Source organism: Streptomyces sp. NBC_01264 (genome assembly GCF_026340675.1).
GTDB lineage: Bacteria > Actinomycetota > Actinomycetes > Streptomycetales > Streptomycetaceae > Streptomyces.
On sequence record NZ_JAPEOX010000002.1, the window covers coordinates 275,928 to 294,258 of the forward strand.

20 protein-coding genes are annotated in these 18,331 nt (G+C 68.9%); 6 read left to right on the forward strand and 14 right to left on the reverse strand.

All coding sequences use genetic code 11. The features are described from left to right. Positions 1 to 117 precede the first annotated feature (117 nt). Both OG435_RS34150 and OG435_RS34155 read left to right on the forward strand, forming a co-directional pair. Positions 118 to 894, forward strand: coding sequence for a hypothetical protein (locus OG435_RS34150; RefSeq protein ID WP_266882813.1), 777 nt, complete (start codon positions 118 to 120; stop codon positions 892 to 894). Further along, complete coding sequence (locus tag OG435_RS34155) at positions 891 to 1,565, forward strand: class F sortase (RefSeq protein WP_266882815.1); 675 nt, start codon at positions 891 to 893, stop codon at positions 1,563 to 1,565. Before OG435_RS34150 ends, OG435_RS34155 begins: the two co-directional genes overlap by 4 nt. A gap of 130 nt (positions 1,566 to 1,695) precedes the next feature. On the opposite strand, the gene OG435_RS34160 is transcribed toward OG435_RS34155, so the two are convergent. Further along, positions 1,696 to 3,417, reverse strand: a complete 1,722-nt coding sequence (locus OG435_RS34160; RefSeq protein WP_266882817.1) for an FG-GAP-like repeat-containing protein — start codon at positions 3,415 to 3,417, stop codon at positions 1,696 to 1,698. Between the two features lie 386 nt (positions 3,418 to 3,803). Between OG435_RS34160 and OG435_RS34165 the strand changes: the two genes are divergently transcribed. Together OG435_RS34165 and OG435_RS34170 are read left to right on the forward strand one after the other, a co-directional pair. Next, complete coding sequence (locus OG435_RS34165) at positions 3,804 to 4,751, forward strand: NADP-dependent oxidoreductase (RefSeq protein WP_323187969.1); 948 nt, start codon at positions 3,804 to 3,806, stop codon at positions 4,749 to 4,751. 202 nt (positions 4,752 to 4,953) lie between these two features. Next, positions 4,954 to 5,247 carry a putative quinol monooxygenase gene (locus tag OG435_RS34170; RefSeq protein ID WP_266882819.1) on the forward strand — a complete coding sequence of 98 codons (294 nt, stop codon included), beginning with the start codon at positions 4,954 to 4,956 and terminating at the stop codon, positions 5,245 to 5,247. A gap of 48 nt (positions 5,248 to 5,295) precedes the next feature. Here the strand turns inward: OG435_RS34170 and OG435_RS34175 are convergent, their stop codons facing one another. From OG435_RS34175 to OG435_RS34220, 10 genes are all read right to left on the reverse strand, one after another. Next, positions 5,296 to 5,763: a hypothetical protein gene (locus tag OG435_RS34175; RefSeq protein WP_266882821.1), complete on the reverse strand. Its 468-nt coding sequence runs from the start codon at positions 5,761 to 5,763 to the stop codon at positions 5,296 to 5,298. Beyond that, complete coding sequence (locus OG435_RS34180; protein WP_266882823.1) at positions 5,748 to 6,236, reverse strand: hypothetical protein; 489 nt, start codon at positions 6,234 to 6,236, stop codon at positions 5,748 to 5,750. Before OG435_RS34180 ends, OG435_RS34175 begins: the two co-directional genes overlap by 16 nt. Positions 6,237 to 6,519: 283 nt before the next feature. After that, on the reverse strand, positions 6,520 to 6,978 hold the full coding sequence (locus tag OG435_RS34185) for a YbhB/YbcL family Raf kinase inhibitor-like protein (protein WP_266882825.1): 459 nt from the start codon (positions 6,976 to 6,978) through the stop codon (positions 6,520 to 6,522). A gap of 50 nt (positions 6,979 to 7,028) precedes the next feature. Then, positions 7,029 to 9,212, reverse strand: coding sequence for an FUSC family protein (locus OG435_RS34190; protein WP_266882827.1), 2,184 nt, complete (start codon positions 9,210 to 9,212; stop codon positions 7,029 to 7,031). A 155-nt stretch (positions 9,213 to 9,367) separates the two neighbouring features. After that, positions 9,368 to 9,688 carry a hypothetical protein gene (locus tag OG435_RS34195; protein ID WP_266882829.1) on the reverse strand — a complete coding sequence of 107 codons (321 nt, stop codon included), beginning with the start codon at positions 9,686 to 9,688 and terminating at the stop codon, positions 9,368 to 9,370. A 349-nt stretch (positions 9,689 to 10,037) separates the two neighbouring features. Further along, a complete protein-coding gene (locus OG435_RS34200) occupies positions 10,038 to 10,403 on the reverse strand; it encodes a transposase (RefSeq protein WP_266882831.1) in 366 nt (121 codons plus the stop codon). After that, a complete protein-coding gene (locus OG435_RS34205; RefSeq protein WP_266882833.1) occupies positions 10,400 to 10,564 on the reverse strand; it encodes a hypothetical protein in 165 nt (54 codons plus the stop codon). The genes OG435_RS34200 and OG435_RS34205 overlap by 4 nt, the downstream gene beginning before the upstream one ends. 235 nt (positions 10,565 to 10,799) lie before the next feature. Then, positions 10,800 to 11,357, reverse strand: coding sequence for a transposase family protein (locus OG435_RS34210; protein ID WP_323187970.1), 558 nt, complete (start codon positions 11,355 to 11,357; stop codon positions 10,800 to 10,802). A gap of 72 nt (positions 11,358 to 11,429) precedes the next feature. After that, positions 11,430 to 13,202, reverse strand: a complete 1,773-nt coding sequence (locus OG435_RS34215; RefSeq protein ID WP_266882836.1) for a hypothetical protein — start codon at positions 13,200 to 13,202, stop codon at positions 11,430 to 11,432. 30 nt (positions 13,203 to 13,232) lie between these two features. Next, positions 13,233 to 13,973, reverse strand: coding sequence for a hypothetical protein (locus OG435_RS34220; RefSeq protein WP_266882837.1), 741 nt, complete (start codon positions 13,971 to 13,973; stop codon positions 13,233 to 13,235). A gap of 310 nt (positions 13,974 to 14,283) precedes the next feature. Here OG435_RS34220 and OG435_RS34225 point away from each other — a divergent pair, with 310 nt between their 5' ends. Both OG435_RS34225 and OG435_RS34230 read left to right on the forward strand, forming a co-directional pair. Then, positions 14,284 to 14,823: a transposase family protein gene (locus tag OG435_RS34225; RefSeq protein ID WP_266882838.1), complete on the forward strand. Its 540-nt coding sequence runs from the start codon at positions 14,284 to 14,286 to the stop codon at positions 14,821 to 14,823. A gap of 144 nt (positions 14,824 to 14,967) precedes the next feature. After that, on the forward strand, positions 14,968 to 15,615 hold the full coding sequence (locus OG435_RS34230; protein ID WP_430625837.1) for an ISAs1 family transposase: 648 nt from the start codon (positions 14,968 to 14,970) through the stop codon (positions 15,613 to 15,615). Between the two features lie 193 nt (positions 15,616 to 15,808). On the opposite strand, the gene OG435_RS34235 is transcribed toward OG435_RS34230, so the two are convergent. The 3 genes from OG435_RS34235 to OG435_RS34245 form a co-directional block, all read right to left on the reverse strand. After that, complete coding sequence (locus OG435_RS34235; RefSeq protein ID WP_266882842.1) at positions 15,809 to 16,714, reverse strand: amino acid ABC transporter permease; 906 nt, start codon at positions 16,712 to 16,714, stop codon at positions 15,809 to 15,811. Then, complete coding sequence (locus tag OG435_RS34240) at positions 16,711 to 17,385, reverse strand: amino acid ABC transporter permease (RefSeq protein WP_266882844.1); 675 nt, start codon at positions 17,383 to 17,385, stop codon at positions 16,711 to 16,713. The genes OG435_RS34235 and OG435_RS34240 overlap by 4 nt, the downstream gene beginning before the upstream one ends. Positions 17,386 to 17,466: 81 nt before the next feature. Next, positions 17,467 to 18,315 carry a glutamate ABC transporter substrate-binding protein gene (locus tag OG435_RS34245; RefSeq protein WP_266882846.1) on the reverse strand — a complete coding sequence of 283 codons (849 nt, stop codon included), beginning with the start codon at positions 18,313 to 18,315 and terminating at the stop codon, positions 17,467 to 17,469. Positions 18,316 to 18,331 lie beyond the last annotated feature (16 nt).

Genomic DNA, 18,331 nt, shown 5'->3' on the forward strand with positions numbered 1-18,331 from the left:
CCATGCCCGGGCAGTGGCCCGCGGACGAGAGTGGGACTGGCGTTCCCGACCGTCTTCCGCCCAGTGGAGCGGCCACGGCCGGTGAAGCGCACACGCACTCAGAAGAGGAGACCGGGCATGAAGTCCATCCTGGTGACGGGTATCGCCGTCACAGCCGTCGGAGCGGCGGCTCTGGCAGTCGGCGGCACCGCACCGGCGTTCGCCGCACCGTCCGTCCAGCACGCCGTCGTCGAGCCGTCGCCGACGCCGACACCGACGCCGACCCCGACGCCGACGCCGACGCCGACCCCGACGCCGACCCCGACGCCGACGCCGACGCCGACCGCCCCACCCGCCACCGTCGTACCCGGGTATGTGAACATCCAGGTGACCGACCCGCCCGAGAACGTACCGGCCGACAGGGCTCCCCTCCTGAGCCCCGGCGAGGTCACCATCACGGGCATGTGCCCCTCCGACGCCACGGCCATCGCCGACAACGCCATCACGTCCCCAGCCTTCGAGAACGGAATGGCCCAGCTCGGCCCGGCACCCGGCATGTCAGCCGGATCGCCCGGAATCAAGTTCACCGCCAACGCGGTGATCAAGTCCAAGCTGGAACGCAAGTTCTACGACCTCAGCGTTGCGTGCACCGGCGGGGAGCCGATCACGACGCAGATCTGGGTCCAGCCGGCCCCGCCGGCCCCGCCGGCCCCGCCGGTCAAGCCGGTCCAGCCGGTCCAGCCAGCCCCCCCGGCCGATTCCCACATTCCCAAGGGCGCACCGGACACCGGTGTCGTGGCGGCGAGCGGGCAGAGCCCGCTCACCCAAGCCGGTGAGGCCCTCGGCATCGCCGCAGTGCTCGGCGGAGCCGGATTCTACGGCCACCGCCGCTGGCTGCGGGTGCACAAGCGATGAGCACCTACCGGCTGCCGCCGTCGCCCTACCCGGGTGACGGCGCCAGCCGCCCGGGGCGCAACCGGCGGCGCACCCTGTGGATGTGGGCGGGTGCCGGCCTGGTCCTGGTGCTGCTCTTCCTGTCCGCGATAGCGGTGACCCACTACCTCATACCCGACTCCGCTCCCTCGGCGGCGACGGACCAGGTCGCCGCGGCGCCCCCCATGGGCGCGTCCGCCCCGGAGCGGATCGAGATCCCGTCCATCGGCGTGGACAGCCCGGTCGTCCCGCTCGGGCTGGCTGCCAACGGAACCGTCCAGGTGCCGCCGATCGCCAAGCAGTCCCCCGTGGGCTGGTACCGCCACTCCCCCACTCCGGGTGAGAACGGGGGCAGCGTGATGCTCGGTCACCTCACGGTCGGCAAGTTCGGCAACGGCGTCTTCTACCGCCTCGGCGAACTCCACCCCGGGTCGGAGATCAAAGTCGTCCGGGCCGACGGCAGCACCGCCGTGTTCACCGTGACCAAGACCGCCGAGTACGAGAAGGCCGACTTCCCGGCGCAGGACGTCTACGGGCCCACGAACACGCCGCAGCTGCGGCTGGTCACCTGCACCCGCCCAGCGGGCCCGGCAGGCAGCGGCTACCTCGCCAACCTGGTGGACTACGCCACTCTCACGTCCTCCACGGCCTGACACGCCCTCCGCCCCTCCCCGGAGAGGGGCGGAGAACAGCTCGTACGAGGCCCTTGTCGCGACGGCGGCCGCGCTCGTCGTCCTCGGCCCGGTACCGGGTGTGACGCACGCGGCCGGCCGGTCCGGGACGTCACAGCAGCAGTTCGCCTGCCGGGTATCCGGCACCGACCCTGACCCGTGGACGATACGAGCCTGCGCCGTCACCCCGGTACGACCAGAGCACCCCCGACCCGTCGCGGGCCAAGAGGTCGCTCCGCCCGTCCCCGTCGACATCTCCGGGTGCCGTCAGTGCGTTGTAGATGTTCCAGCCGCTGCCCGCCCTGGTGCGCGGTCCGAAGCCGCCCCTGCCGTCCCCGCGGAACAGCCACAGCACCCCGGAGCGGTCGCGGGCCAGGAGGTCCGGCAGTCCGTCGCCCGAGAAGTCCCCGGGCGCCACCAGCGCGCTGTACGTCTGCCATCCGGTGCCGGTGCGCACCCGTGCGGCGTACGTGGTCCCGTCCGCCCTGCCGGCATGGAGCCACAGGGCGCCCGCGGCGTCACGGCCGAGGAGGTCGGAGAAGCCGTCTCCGGTGATGTCGCCCGGGGCGAGCACCGCGTCATAGCCCTGCCAACCGCCGCCCACCCGGGTCCGCGTGCTGCCCGAGTAGCTGCCGGCGGCGTCGGCCGGGTAGCGCCACAGGTCCCCGGCCGCGTCGACGCCGAGAAGCACGTCGGTCTGCGGCGGGCGCACGACGTGCCGCATGATCTGCCAGCCCGTCCCCACCTTGCACGCGTCGGCGAAGGTCCCGGCGCCGTTCCCCGTGATGCGGAACAGGGCTCCGGCGGCGTCGCGGCGGAAGAAGGCGGCCCGGCCCGCGTCGAGCCGCCCGCAGTCGGCCCAGGCCGCCGCACCCCGCAGCATCCGGTGGTCGGAGACCAGGGTGTCGCGGGGCCGGACGTCGGCCGCGGGATCCTTGAAGTCCGCGGCGGTGAGGAAGAGGTAGTCCAGCTTCTTGTTGAGGCCGGGCACCGTGGCCTCTCCCGAGCGGCAGGCCGGGGTCACCCCGGGAGTGCAGGCCGCCGGGTCGAAGAAGTCGGCGTCGGACTGGTCGGCCTCGGCGAAGTCGCCCCTCGCGCCGTCGCCCATGGCCCGGTCGTAGAACCGGGTCAGCGTGGAACTGCGGGGCGAGTGGTTGAAGTCCCCGCCCAGGACCACCGGGATGCCCTGGTCCTCCCAGCTGCGCGCCCGTGCCGCCAGCCGGTCCGCCTCGGGGACGGCCAGTGTTCCGTCATCCCAGTACAGGTGCACCGAGCAGGCCCAGTTGGTGCGGTACTGGGTGGTGCTCTTCAGACAGGGGACCCGGATCGGTTCCTTCTCCCCGCCGACCGTCAGGTCGAGGTCCAGGCTCTCCTGGACCTCCCCCTTCACGAAGACGGCGTTGCCGTAGTCGGCATTGCCGCAGATGCCGGGCCGGCCCAGCACCGTACGGCTGAACAAGCCGCGGTAGCCGAGCCCGCGGAGCCGTGCCAGGACGGCGTCGTACTGCGGCCGGCACACCTCCTGGAGGAAGATCTGGTCGGCGTTCCAGGTGGTGACCGCCGCCTGGGCCACGATCGTGTCGATGCGCCGCTGGTTGTCGTAGGAAGCCGAACCGCAGCTGTTTCCGCAGATGTTGTAGCTCACGAACCGCAGGGGCGGTGCGCTGCCGGGCGTCACCGTGTCGGCCGGCCTGGCGGATCCGGGACGGTCCCGCACCACTCCGTGCACCGGACTGCCGTCCGTCGCGGACGCGGGTACCGCGGCCGAGGTACCGCCCGCCACCAGCAGGCACAAGGCCGCGGCGGTCCATCCGGATCTGGTCTTGCGTGACATCTGTCCTCATGGTGGGTGAGGGCGGACCAATCGGGCCGCACGACGGGACCACCGCTTGCGTGGAGAACGCCGCGCACGGCCGAACGAAGGTGATCATCGGACCATCCGAGGGGCCGCGACACGTGCAACGGCAGCCCCGTCGTCTCCCGTTTCACCCGCGCGGCCCCCGCGGCAAGGCCGGGGACCCGAACTAGGACATCGGGAGGTCCGATGGGCGGAGGACCGGCAAGGGCGTTCTGCATACCTTGAGGAGGCCGTCCTCCGGCGCATCCGGTCGCGCCCCGACCGGGAGACGGTACGAGGTGCAAGGCGGCAGGAGCAGTCCCTTTCCGGTCCGCCGCCTTGCACCTCGGCGCCGGAGGAGCGCATCGACGGAGAGGAACCCTGTGACTGTGCAGCACACGATGACGGCGGTGAGCCAGGACCGCCTCGGTGGGCCGGAGGTCCTCCGCGTCATCGAGACTCCCCGCCCCAGCCCCGGTTTCGGCGAGGTCCTCGTCCGGGTGCTCGCGGCGGGCATCAACCCCATCGACGGCAAGACCCGGGAGTCCGGTGCCTTCCTGGGGGAGCCTCCGTTCATCCTCGGCTGGGACGTCTCGGGCGTGGTCGAGGCGGTCGGGCCGGGCGTACGGCTCTTCGCGCCGGGTGACGAGGTGTACGGGATGCCTCTGTTCCCCGCGCAGGCCGGGGCCTACGCGCAGTACGTCGCCGCACCGGCCCGGCACTTCGCGCCGAAGCCGGACGGTCTGACCCACGTCGAGGCGGCTGCCCTGCCGCTGGCCGCGCTCACCGCGCGGCAGGCTCTGGTGGACGTGGGGAGCGTCGGGAAGGGCGATCGCGTGGTCGTCCACGGTGCGGCCGGCGGGGTGGGACACCTGGCGGTACAGCTCGCCGTGGCGCTCGGCGCCCATGTGATCGCGACGGCCCGGCCGGCCCAGCACGCCGCCGTGCGGGGCCTCGGAGCCGCGGAGGTCATCGACTTCGGCGGGGGCGACGTGCACACGCGGATCAGGGATGCCGACTTCGTCCTGGATCCGCACGGCGGTGCCGAGGCCTTCCGTGCCCTCGGCACGCTGAAGGACTGCGGCGTCCTCGTCTCCCTGTCGTCGCCCGAGGACGACGCGGTGGTCGCCTCTGCCGCGGAGCGCGGGATCCGGGCCGGTTTCATGCTCGTGCAACCGGATCCGGTGGGCCTTCACCACATCGCCGCGCTCGCGGCCTCCGGCGCCCTGCGCCCCGTCGTGGCCGCCACCTTCCCGCTCGGGGACGTGGCCCGGGCGCACCGCTTCGCGGAGGCCGGCGGCGTCCTCGGCAAGACCGTCCTCGTCGTCTAGTGCCGTGAGCGGAACCGTTCACCGGGTCGTCGCAGCGCCCGGTGCGGTGCATCGCACGGCGGTGGACCGGGCCTCATGCTGGACGTACCAGCGCGGCCCGGCCACACGGCCGGGCGCCGTGCCGGCCGCCGCGTCACCGTGAACCGTTCCTATCGCGGCACCAGACCACATCCCACCCCGGATCATCCACTCGGAGAGAAGAATGTTCAGCCTGATCGCCCGCTTCACCTTCACGTCGGAGGCCGCCGTGCGCGGTTTCGACGCCCTGGCCGTGGAACTGGCCTCGGAAGTCCGCCGGTCGGAGCCCCGCACGCTGACCTACCTGGTCCATGCCGTGGCCGACGATCCGCTGGTGCGGGTGTTCTACGAGGTCTACCAGGACCGGGAGGCGTTCGAAGCCCACCAGAAGACGCCTCACACGCAGCGCTTCTTCGCCGCCTACGAGCAGTTCACGAACGATCTCCAGGTCGACGTCCTCACTCCGCTGGAGGCCTGACCCCGACCGGCGGAGCACCGCCAGTGAGAACGGCGGGCGCCTGCGCGCTCACTTGCGCAGCAGGTTCCACACCTCGTCGCTGAGCAGCTTGCGCAGGGCGCCCAGATCGACGTCCCCGTTCTGCGGCCGGGCGACGAACTGGGCGAACTCCGCCTTCTCCGAGAGGATCCGCAGCCGCGCCACCAGGTGCAGGATGGCTGCGAAGTGACGGCCCGTGGGCTGGAAGGTACCGCTCTGATTGTCGATGTAGGTCACCTTTCCGGCGTTGACGTCGACCTCGCCGGCGCAGGCGATCTGTCCCTCGATCTGGGCGTGCGAGTCCAGTGCTCGGTACTTGACGACGCTCGCACCACCGGCGGTCCCGGAGTCCTGCGCGCTGACGTACTGGTCGACGAAGATCACCGGATCGCCGTGCTCGACCGCGATCACGTAACGGACCCGTGTCCCGTCGGTATGGATGGGGTACTTGCCGTCATGGGTCATGAGCCGCCCGCCCGAGATCACTGCCCGGAACATGTCGGCGTCCACATGGCTGACATCGCTTGCCAGCACCCGGGGCTCGAGGTCGAGGTTCTGGAGTCCGCAGTCCTGCTGCAGTGTCTCTCCCAGACTTCCCGTGCCCCGGTGGCATGGAGAAATCCCGTCGCTGGCTCTGTGTGCTGCGCGATGGGCATGACGGAGGAACGCTGATATCCGTAGGTGTGCTCGTCCTCGGAGGACGCGCCCGAAGAATGCGAGGAGTCCACGAACTTCGCGGGGAAGCTCCGCCTGACGAACGCGTTCCAGGAGTCCTCGGTGAGCACGGCCGCGGTGCTGTGGATCACGCGCGCCATGACCGCGGCGGACAGGATCTTCTGCATCGATGCCTCAGCGGTGGACGCGTGCACGGCGAGAGCACCGGCCACCCCGGAGTAGAGGAGGTCGGAGGCTTCCATGGCCACCAGGTTCTGCAGGTCGTCCCAGGTGTCCTCATCCAGGTAGGGCTGCAAACACCGGGTCCACACCCGTGATCGTGTTCGTGTGGCCCCCCGTGTTCGTGGTGGGAAGATCCATCGGGAATTCCATGTGCGCTCCTGCTGTCTGCCGGGCCGCTCACGACCTCGTACATATCGCGAGGCCGGCTCCGGTCCGCCGGGAAGCTGTGGGTCACCCCGCACGGAGGAACCTCGGTGCGGCCGCCGTGCCGCACAGCAGGCGCAAGGTCAGCCTTGTGGGCAGCGTCCGGCGTCGCCCAGGGCGCTCACGGCCGCCGATGGACCCGCGGCGCGGGGGTCACGCGCGCTGGAAAAGGCCCGTAAGTAGGGCGCGCTCGAGCACGTGCCCCCCGATGGCCGCCTCCAGCTCGGGCCGGCCCGCGGAGTCGGAGAGGTCGAGCAGCGTGTCCAGGGCGTAGAGCGTGAAGACGTAGCGGTGTGCACGGTCGCCGGGCGGAGGGGCCGGGCCGATCCAGGTGTTCGTTCCCCGGGTCGTCCTGCCGACGACGCCGACCGGGCCGTCCTGCTCGGTCAGCAGGTGCTGACCGGGCGGAATGTTCCACATCACCCAGTGGTCGAAGTTCCCGTCGGGACGGCGGTCCCGGGGAACGTCGGGGTCGTGCACGACCAGCGCCAGGCTCAGGGCTCCGTCCGGCACTCCCGAGAATTCCAGTGGAACCTGGGACTCGCGCCCGTCGGCCGTGTACTCGACGGGGATCCAGCCGCCGTCCCTGAAGGCAGGACTCTCGATCCGCATACGTCCATGTAACCGCGGTCCGGCCCGTCGGGCGCGCCGGGCGGCCGTGCTCACCGGGGCAGCCGCGCCAGTTGCCCCACGCGTACGCCGATCCGCTCGAGGAGCTCGACGAGGGGGCCCGCTTCACGGATGGCCCTGCGGACCGGTGTGTCCTCGGCCTCCCGGCCGGCCGCCAGCTCGGCCTGTCTCCGTGTGTGCAGATCCTCCAGATGGATCCGCATCTCATCGAGGGCCCCCGTCAGGACGGCGAGGTCCCTCGCACGCCGGTCCGCGTCCGGACCGGTCAGCGCGGGCACGGCGTGCGCGGCGAACACGGGCAGCACGGGGACGTGGGCCCCCGCCGGTCCCGGGCCCGTCACGGATGCCAGCGCGGTCACGTCCGCCACCAGGCCGTACAGGGTCGCGATGACTGTCGCGGCACGGTCCGCCGCAGCGCGGTCGGGTAGGGGTTCGCGCCGGGCTCGCCGCTCGGCATCGGCAGCGGCCGCCAGGGCCTCCTCGGCTGCAGCCCTCGCTCGTGCGGCCCCTTCCGGGGCGGTCCCGAGCCCGTCCGGCGAACCGGCCGACAGCAGGCGGCGGAGCCCCGCGTCGAGGTACGCGGCGGCCGCGGCCGCCGCATCGGCGCTCCGGGCGGCGAGCCGGCCGCGCTCCCAGGTGGGCCACAGCAGGTAACCGCCCAGCAGTGCGGCGGCGCTGCCCAGGACCGTCATGGCGATCCGTTCCAGGGCGGATCGCCAGTCGCCGGGATCTGACACGTCGCCGATGAGCAGGACCAGAGGGGTGCCGAAGACGACCCAGAAGCCGTAGTTGACGGGCCTCAGGGCGAAGCCGACGGTGATGACGGCGAAGAGCAGGGCGGCGAGGACATCCGGGTCGTGGATCCAGGCGATGGCGAGGGCGGCGCAGGTACCCCCGATCAGGTTGCCGGCGACGCGCTGCCCGGCCCGCTCCATCGTGTCGGCGTAGCGGGGGCGCATCACCCGCAAGACGGCCAGGGTGGCCCACTCCCCGTGCGGCAGGCCGAGGGCCGAGACCGCGGCGAGCACGGCTGAGGCCACCAGGGTCACGCGCAGGGCGTGCCTGGACGTGGGAGAGCCGGCGCTCAGCACCGCGCGCAGGCCGGCCCGGTCGAAGCCGCGCCGAGGAGGCGGCGCGGGATGGGCACGGGTGGTGCGCAACGATTCCGGCAGTCCTGCGGCCCGCACGTGCGCCCTGTCCGCCTCGTGGGCGATACGGACGAGGAGTCGGCGCTGCCTGGACGCCCTCGCCACGGCGGAGTACGGTTCGGCGCCTGCGGCGGCCCGGGAGCGCAGGAGATCACAGGCACGAGCGAGCTGGTCGAGGGCCTGCCGGGGCGACGCCGCGGGCGCGGGGCCGGTCGGCGCGTGCGCGAGCAGGGCGCCGATCCGGAGGAGTCGCGCGGACAGGACGGTGGCGGCCCGTGCGCACGCGGAAGCCACTGCGGGCGGCGGTGAGCCGGTGGTGTGCAGGGCACCGGTCTGGTCGGCCAGGGCAGCGGCTCCGGTGAGGAGCGGATCCAGCCGGGCGGCGAGGTGTTCGTCGCCGCCCTGACCGCGCAGGGCCTTGACGGCTGCCGCCGCGCGGGCCTGCGCCTGTACCGCCTGCGCGTGGTCCTCCGGTGCGGCGGGCCGCGCGGCCGCGATGCGGGCGAGGCGTTGTCCCGTAAGACGGTAGGGCTCGGCGAGCGCGAGCAGGACCGGGCCCAGTCGCGGTGCAGGGGTGAGGAGGACGGTGGCGACCGCGTACCAGAGGCCTCCGCACAGGACGAGCAGGGCCGTACCCGCGGCGGCACCTTGATCGGGCGCCGTGTTCCCGGCTCCGGCCAGCAGGGCGGTGGCGGGCATGGTGCCGAGGCGGCCCGCCCAGGGATGGAGCCGGTCCCCCAGGGATGCGATGAGCACGAGCACGGCGAACAGGACGAAGGTCAGCGGCCACACCCCGAAGGCCGGTTCCCCGACCGCGAAGGCTGCCGCGTTGACCACCGCGGCGACCGCCAGCCCGAGGGTCCGGCTTCGTCGCGGGCCTCCCTTGTTCGTGAATGCCGTGACGTACGCGCCCAGGCAGACCCAGGCTCCTGCCACGGGATGCTGGAACGCGATCCCGGCCGGCAGCGGCAAGCCGACGGCCACCGCGTTGACGAGTCCGGCGACCACCGCGGGCCGCATTCCCGGTACCGGAGCGAACAGCTGGGGCCAGGACCGGCGTCGGCTCACGTCGGCGCAACCATGGCGGTGGGCGCGCCGGGCCGCGGCCCGGAAGCCCGCACGAGCGGGGGGTGCACCCCTCCATGGTCACATGCGCAACCCGGGCCGGCCGGACTACGGATCTCCCGGCGAGGCGCTGAGGGCAGCCCGCGGGCGGTGAAGTGCTACTGGCAGTACTCGTGCGCGAAGGCGTCGGTGACCAGGCCATCGGCCCGGCAGCGCCGGACGTACCAGCGTTCCCGGAGCGCTGCCGCGGCATCCTCGTCGGACACGCCGCGAAGGCCGAAGTCCTCCTGTGCGCAGAGCTGTACGTCGGCTACGGACGCCGACCGCGGGATGCCCGAGTACCCGCCTTCGTAAGCCCGGGTCACGCACCAGTCGGCCGCCCCCACGAGGGCCGTCCAGCGTTGCGCCTCGGGTGAGGGCGGCAGCACGGCGTCGCCGCGCCGCTGGTTCCACTGGTTCCACCAGGATCGAACCGTCATCGCACCGCTCCTCGTCTTGTCCCCCTCTTCGGCCTGTACGGCCTGAACGGCTCCATCGTGCGAGCCGGGCGGCCGCTCCCCCTCCCCCGATCGGTGGGCTGCACCGGCCGTTCCTTCCCCCGCCCGCCGAGGGCCGCACTCGACAGGGAACCGACGGAGCCCCACCGGTGAGCAGCTGAGTCTGGACAGCTCGCTCAACACCGATGGGGCTCTGCCCGTTCCGCGGCCAGCCTCACGTCACTCGATTGATTTGCGCGGCATGCAGGAGGAGGACGTATAGCTCGCGAGAGCGGGCTTCTTCGGCTCGCCGATCGGTGGACAAGACAGGGCTGATTCATAGTTGTGTTGATCATGCTGCGGTGCAGGTCAGGGGTAGTCCGAGGAGGTCGAGTGGGCGGGTGAATGGTGTGTAGGAGAGCTCTCGGAGCCCGGCGACGATGTTGCGGTGGCCGGCGTCCCGCAGGGTGTTGATCGCGAGGTTGCGCAGGGTGGCCATGTTCTCCGGTCCGTGTCCAGTGCGGATTTTGGAGGCGTCCTCGGTGAACGTCGTGTCTCTGATGTGATGGACGGCCTCGATGCCCCACTGTGCTCTGGCGATACGTCCGATGAGCTGGGGCGATGCCTGTGACGATGTCATGTCGGTGATCGTGTAGATGTCGGTCTGGCGGGTGACCTTGCCGGTCTTCAGGTCGGTGCGGTGCCGCAGGATTTTCACGGCCTGGACGGCGTGGGGGAAGTCCAGGCCGAGGCCGGTGACACCTCAGCGTGGAGGTTCGGCTGGTTGCCCTTGACGACCATCAGGTAGTGGGCGTTCTTCGCCTCGACCAGCCATTTCGCGTGTTCGCGCTGGGTGTGCAGGGCGTCGGCGGTGACCACGGTGCCGGTCAGGTCGAACGGGGCGAGCAGGGCGGTGAAGCCGGTGATCTAACCCGAAAATACCCACCTCGATCTCGGACGCCTGTCTGAGCTGAGGGGCCGAGGGCGGCGAGGGTTGTGGCTATGCGGCCTTCGCGGTGAGGGTCACATCGTGACCGAGGGCCGTCGGACAGCCGCCACACGGCCCCATTTTCACGGCTGCGCCGACGTCCGGTATGCCGGATACAGAAACTCGTTAGTTTTTGTTCGGCACTCTCAGCTGGCTGACGGTGCGGCCGGTGGCCGTGACGGCGGACAGCAGGTGGGCGGCCGGAGCCACGTCGGTGCGTGATCCGCGGGCGCTCTTACCGTCGACCGCGACCGATTCCGTACCGGCCGGGCTGTGTCCCAGGAGGTCGGCAAGGCCGCCGGGGCACACTGCGATCAGTACCCGGCGCACCGTCGAAGGCGATGCCGCACGGCGGACCCCGAGGGGGCTGCGCGGATGAAACCCCAGGCGGGCCAGGGTGTCCTGGGGTGCGCGGCGGGCCCACTGCCCGATCGCGGCGTAGGAGCGGGCGCCGGCCAGGACCGCGCACGCGGCGGTCAAAAGCACCGAGACGAGGCTGTGAAGCCGACCCCGCCGGGCGCGTGGATCCGGCAGGCAGGCCAGCCGCGCCGCCGCGCCAGGAAGCTCACGCAGTTCACGCGAGGGCGACTTGAACAGACAGACGATGTCAGACTGACGGCACATCGAAGCTCCGGTGATCGGGTGACTTGGTCGGTCTCCTTGATCATCGGAGCTTCGGTGCATGCGCCAATGCTGTACTGAAGATTCGTCACGTCCCTGTGACCAGCAGTTTCTCCCGGCCAGCAGGACTATGAATCAGCCCTGTAGGACGTGCTGAGCAGCCCTGTCGAGGAGGGATGCGTAGTCCTCCCTGGCCCACTTCTCGACTCGGTTTCCGGTGGGAATCCCCAAGCTGGTGAGCAGGCCGAAGAGCGTGTCGTACAGGTCACGGGACCTCACCGATATCTGGTAAAGCTCGAGCAGTTTATTGACGGGGTCGGTCTGCCTTCCCCCGTCGACCCAGGCATATACCACCGCCTCCAGCAGTTCACGCTGCGCCACCAGCCTGTCCTGATCCGTGGCGAACTCATTGTCCACGATGACGCCCGAGTCGGGCTTCGTCAGCCGGCTCAGTCGGACCTGCTCGAATATGTCCCGCAGCACCTCCCGCGAGTCCATCTTCTTCCTGCCGGAGGTGGGCATGACTACCTTATATCCCCGCGCCGGAAGATTCACCAGGAGGTACTCCACCATCGTCGCGTGTCGATTGTGCTTCACGTCCGAATTGATGATCTTCAGCTGCCGGTACGCTTCGTCGTCCTTGCCGTCGAGGATGCAGGTGATGACCTTGTCGAGCAGGAATCCGCCGCGCTGCGACTTAACCCATTCGCACATCACGGTGAAATCATGCGACTCGCCGACGAACTTAGGAATGCCGAGATGGTAGACCCGTTGCACGACTCCGAGGGAGAAGTCGAAGAGGCTGCCGGACTCCGGGTTCACCCGCTTGAACAGGGCCGAGAAGCCGTCCAGGGGGATAGTGTAGTCGGATCCCTTCACATTGATGATCATGTCGACCAGGCTGCGCGCTTCCTGTTCCGATACCTCCGTCCCCTCTTCGCCCTGGAATGCGTCCAGGATGTCGTCGACCGTCATCTTCCCTGTATCGGACAGGCGAATATCTGGGAAGTGGGCATCGACGCGCTTGTCGTTCTCGTGCGCTTCCCGGATATGGTAGGGCTTCTGGTCCGGAAGCAGGTCGGCGACCGGAATGCGCTTCGCCTTGCCATCGGCGGTCGCCAGGAATGCAATCTCGTAGACCTCCTGCACCTTGTCGTCGAAGAGCAAGCAGCCGGAAGAGAAGGCGGTGACGATCAGCTTGATATAACGGCCCTCCCGATCATCGGTGTGGCCCTCGTTGCAGATCACCGCGACCGCGAGATCCAGCTTCTCCGAATTGGAGTTTACGATCTTGCCACCGCACTCGTGGACATCGACGGCGCCGATTCCGAGGTACGGCTTGATGGAGTCGCCGTCGTATGCTGGGAGGTCGATGCGGCCGAAGCTCTCGTCACTGTCGCTTTCCTCCTCGAGTTCCTGCATCCTCCTCTTGGCCTTGACCGCTGCTATGGCCTCGATCTCCGCCAAGTACTTGTCGTAATCCACGGCACTGTGGCGATCAATCTGCGTCAAGTCGAACTGAACCTCGACAGGGATGCGAAATCGGACCTTGGTAGAGTATTCTTCGATCTTGTTCTGCAGCTCGACAACGGCGAAGTGATGGGGACCGAGCTTCTTCTTCAGGTTTTGCAGCTTGACCTTCCACGCCGAAATCTTCGCAGCCCGCGCAGCCATGTAGACACTGTTGACGGTCATGATGGTGCTGTGCATCTTGACATAGGTGAAGCGCACTTTGATCAGGCGGCTCGCAGGATTCTTCTTCTTGCGATCAAGCTTGAGTGCCGTACCGAACAGGTCGGGCACGACCTTCTTGTAGAGGGTGTGGTGTTCCGTCTTAGGTACGGCACCGCGAACTGCCGAGAATCCCTGAAAGGCGATCTGCGTGGGGTCGGTCGGGTTTAGCTCCATGGCTGGATCCTATTTCTTATAGCGCTGAAATTATGCGGGCGAGTTGGCTGCGCTTTTCGACGTCAGCTCGCACTCGATGGGCGAAGTGGCCTCGTCGCACTCGAGGTGGTTCACCTTGGAAATGAACGGGATCTCCTCTATCTTGATGACCTCTTCGCCCAGTCGCTTGTTCAGCGCCGCGACTTCCTTCATGACCTCGCCATGGATGGCATCCGATACACTCTTGCCATCACTTATCTTGTCGAGGATTTGGAAAATCCGGTTCAGAGCCTTGGTTTCCTCGTTGAAGGCGAGAAGCTCTGCCTGCTCCTCCTCGGTGAGGCCCGGAACGCTGTGCGTAGGCTCCTTCTCGGCGAGGCCCGGAACGCTGTGCGTAGGCTCCTTCTCGGCGAGGCCCGGAACGCTGTGCGTAGGCTCCTTCTCGTGGGTTGCCGGAGCAGTGCCGACAGTTTCCAGAGCGGTGCCGACAGAATGCCAGCCGAGAAGTACCGGGAGCGTGGGTATGGCATACACGTCGAGGAAATCGACGAGCAGGCGCCCTTCCGCTTGGCACCTCTCCGTCAGTGCGAGCAGCACCCCCTGGGTCCTCGCGTCGTCCCCGGCGGCCCAGTCCTCGACCAGGGTGAGTCCGCTCCACCGGACGTCGTAGCGGATGCGCTCCAGGGTGACCCCGAAGAGTTCGTTCCCGTAGACGGATGGGTCGTAGTACTTGCCGATCAGCGAGTTGTACAGACCGTTCGCAAAAAGGGTGAATTCATGGTTCTCATTCATATGCATGACTCTTTCACCGAGGAAACTCGGACGATCGATCGAGGGAAGGGGTGCGCCTTCCCGGAACTCGCGCCGACCGTGGTCGAGGCGCTTGATGCAAAGAAGTGAAGCAAAAGGGGACACACGCAAGGTAGTGCCGCCCGGGCATCACCAGGGGCACGCTTTCGGGCAGGGCTGATTCATAGCCCTAACAGCCTGGAGAACCTGCTGTTCACAGGGATGTGACGAACCTTCAGTACGGCGTTGGCACATGCACCGGAGCTCCGATGATCAAGGGGACCTACCAAGTCACCCGATCAGCGGAGCTCCGATGTGCCGTCAGTCTGACACCGTCTGTCTGTTCAAGTCGCCCTCGCGTGAACTCCGTGAGCTTCCCGGCACGGCGGCGCGGCTGGCCTGCCTGCCGGATCCCCGCGCCCGGCGGGGTCGGCTTCACAGCCTCGTCTCGGTGCTCTTGACCGCCGCGTGCGCGGTCCTGGCCGGCGCCCGCTCCTACGCCGCGATCGGGCAGTGGGCCCGCCACGCACCCCAGGACACCCTGGCCCGCCTGGGGTTTCATCCGCGCAGCCCCCTCGGGGTCCGCCGTGCGGCCTCGCCTTCGACCGTGCGCCGGGTGCTGGCCGGGGTGTGTCCCGGCGGCCTCGCCGACCTCCTCGGCCACAGCCCGGCCGGCACGGAATCGGTCGCGGTGGACGGCAAGAGTGCCCGCGGCTCACGCACCGAGACCGCCCCGGCCGCCCACCTCCTGTCAGCGGTCACGGCCACCGGCCGGACCGTCAGCCAGCTCCGAGTACCGGACAAAACCAACGAGTTTCTGTATCCGGCATACCGGACGTCGGCGCAGCCGTGAAAATGGGGCCGTGTGGCGGCTGTCCGACGGCCCTCGGTCACGATGTGACCCTCACCGCGAAGGCCGCATAGCCACAACCCTCGCCGCCCTCGGCCCCTCAGCTCAGACAGGCGTCCGAGATCGAGGTGGGTATTTTCGGGTTAGATCACCGGCTTCACCACGCTGCTCGCCCCGTTCGACCTGACCGGCACCGTGGTCACCGCCGACGCCCTCCACACCCAGCGCGAACACACGAAATGGCTGGTGGACGTGAAGAACGCCCACTACCTGATGGTCGTCAAGGGCAACCAACCCAACCTCCACACGGCCATCAAGGCCCTGCCGTGGAAGGAAGTCACCGCCCGCCGCTACGACCGCGAGCGCGGACACGGCCGACGCGAGACCCGCTCGATACGCACCCTCACCGTCACCGGCCTCGGCCTGGACTTCCCCCACGCCGTCCAGGCCGTGAAAATCCTGCGGCACCGCACCGACCTGAAGACCGGCAAGGTCACCCACCAGACCCTCTACACGATCACCGACATGACATCGTCACAGGCATCGCCCCAGCTCATCGGCCGAATCGCCAGAGCACAGTGGGGCATCGAAGCCGTCCACCACATCAGAGACACGACGTTCACCGAGGACGCCTCCAAAATCCGCACTGGACACGGACCGGAGAACATGGCCACCCTGCGCAACCTCGCGATCAACACCCTGCGGGACGCCGGCCACCGCAACATCGCCGCCGGGCTCCGAGAGCTCTCCTACACACCATTCCCCCCCCACTCGACCTCCTCGGACTACCCCTGACCTGCACCGCAGCATGATCAACACGACTATGAATCAGCCCTGCGGAACAGGCCCACACAGGCACTTTGAAGGGCACGTCTGAAGGCCCGGGCCGGCTCGAGGGTGCCTGCGCAGTTGGGGATTCCCTGACCGGGCAAAAGCGGCAGCCGCCGTCCGCGGGTGCGGACGGCGGCTGCCGGGGGAACGGGGCTTGTCAGCGCCCCGCTGGAATACCGGAGGGTGGCGGGCCTGCGAGCAGCGCGGACTCCTCCGGGGTCACGTCGCCATCAGGCTCGGGGGTCCGCTTCGAGGTGCGCAGACGGCTCTCCAGACGGGCAGCGAAGGCGGTGAGCAGGAAGTTGACGGCGATGTAGATCGCAGCGATCACCACCAGGGAGGCGATGGTGTTCGCGCCGTAGTTCGCCGGGATCGTCTGGTAGGCGGACAGCAGGTCCTCGACGCCGAGGAGGGCGCCGCCGAGAGCGGTGTCCTTGAGGATGACCACGAGCTGGCCGACCAGGGCGGGCAGCATGACCGTGACCGCCTGGGGCAGCAGGACGTAGCGCATGCTCTGGCCCTTGCGCATGCCGAGCGCCTTGGCCGCATCGCTCTGACCGCCGGGCAGGGAGTGGATGCCCGCCCTGACGACCTCCGCGATGACCGACGCGTTGTACAGGACCAGGCCCGCCACCACCGCACAGAACGGACGGAGGTCGGAGCTGATGTCCGTGAAGCGCACCAGGAGCGCGAATCCGAAGAGCATGAGCATCAGGACGGGGATGGAGCGGAAGAACTCCACCACGGCACCGGCCGGGACCCGCACCCAGGCGTGGTCGGAGAGCCTGCCGATACCGAGCAGGGCGCCCAGCGGGAGGGCGATGGCGATCGCGACGGCCGCCGCCTTCAGCGTTTCGGCCAAGCCCGGCAGGAGGAAGGTGGTCCACACGTCGCCGTCGGTGACGAACGGGGTCCACTTCTCCGATGCGAGTTGGCCCTTGTCCGCCATGGCCCTCAGGGTCCAGGCCAGGGCGCCTGCGAAGGCCAGCAGGAAGACCACCGTGTAGAGGACGTTGCGCCGCCTGGCCCGGGGACCGGGGGTGTCGTAGAGGACGGAGCTCATCGCTTTACCGCCATTCGCTTGGCTACCCGGCCCAGGATCAGGCCGGTCGGCAGGGTGAGCACCATGAACCCGAGTGCGAACACGGCGAACACCGCGAACAGTGCGTCGGCTTCGTTCTCGATCATTTCCTTCATGAGCAGCGACGCCTCGGCGACGCCGATGGCCGCCGCCACCGTGGTGTTCTTGGTGAGCGCGATCAGTACGTTGGCGAGCGGCGCGACGACCGCGCGGAACGCCTGCGGCAGCACGATGAGCGCCAGTACCTGGTAGAAGCTCATCCCCAGCGCGCGTGCGGCTTCGGCCTGGCCGGCCGGGACCGTGTTGATGCCGGACCGCAGCGCCTCGCACACGAAGGTGCCCGTGTAGGCGATGAATCCGAGGACCGCGAGCCTGAAGCTGATCTCCTTGAACGTGCCCCCGCCCAGGGTGATGCCCAGGGTCTGTGACAGGCCCAGCGAGCAGCCGATGATCAGCAGCGTCAGCGGGGTGTTGCGGACCAGATTCACGTAAGCGGTACCGAAGGTCCGCATCAGAGGGACCGGGCTGACCCGCATCCCGGCCAGCAGGATGCCCCACACGAGGGATCCGGCCGCGGACAGGAGGGTGAGCTGGACGGTCACCCAGAATGCTCCGAGCACGTCGTACTGCGGATTGTTAAGAAAATCGAACACGTTGTTGCCCTGCGCTCCCCAGGATGGCGGGCGGGGCGCTCCCCCGGCGGCAGTCCGCCGGGCGGGGCGCCCCGCCCGGAATCAGTTGCCTTCGGTGACCTGCGGGGCAGGTGCGTTCTTGTAGCCGGCCGGGCCGAAGTTGGCCTGGACCGCGCGGTCCCAGGAGCCGTCCTGGACCATCTTCTTCAGCGCCGCGTTGATGCCGGTCTGGAGTTCGCTGTCGCCCTTCTTCAGGCCGATGCCGTACCGCTCGTCGCTCAGCGACAGACCGACGAGCTTGAACTTGCCCTGGTGTTCCTGCTGGGCGGCGTATCCGGCGAGGATGGAATCGTCCGTGGTGAGGGCGTCGACGACCTTGTTCTCCAGGCCGGTCAGACACTCGGAGTAGGTTCCGAACTCCTGGAGATCGGCCTTGGGTGCCAGCTTGTCCTTGACGTTCTGCGCCGAGGTGGAGCCGGTGACCGAACAGAGCTTCTTGCTGTTCAGGTCCCCGGGCTTGGTGATGGACTTGTCGTCGGCGCGTACGAGCAGGTCCTGATGGGCCAGGAAGTAGGGGCCGGCGAAGTCCACCTCCTGCTTGCGCTTGTCGTTGATGGAGTAGCTGGCGACCACGAACTTCACGTCGCCGTTCTTGATCAGCTGTTCGCGCTGCGCGCTCGGCGCCTTCTTGAACTCGATCTGGTCCGGGGCGTATCCGATCTCCTTCGCCACATAGCGGGCGACGTCCACGTCGAATCCGGCGTACGTTCCGTCGGGCTTCTTGAGCGCGAGGCCCGGCTGGTCGAACTTGATGCCGATGACTATCTTCTTGCCGCCGTTCGCCGCGGGGGACGCGGAAGGGGACTTCTCGTCGTCACCGCCGCAGGCGGTGGCCGTCAGGGCGAGGGTGGCGATGACTGCGGCGGCCGTTCCGGCCTTCGAAAACTTCACAGCAGGGCTCTCTTCG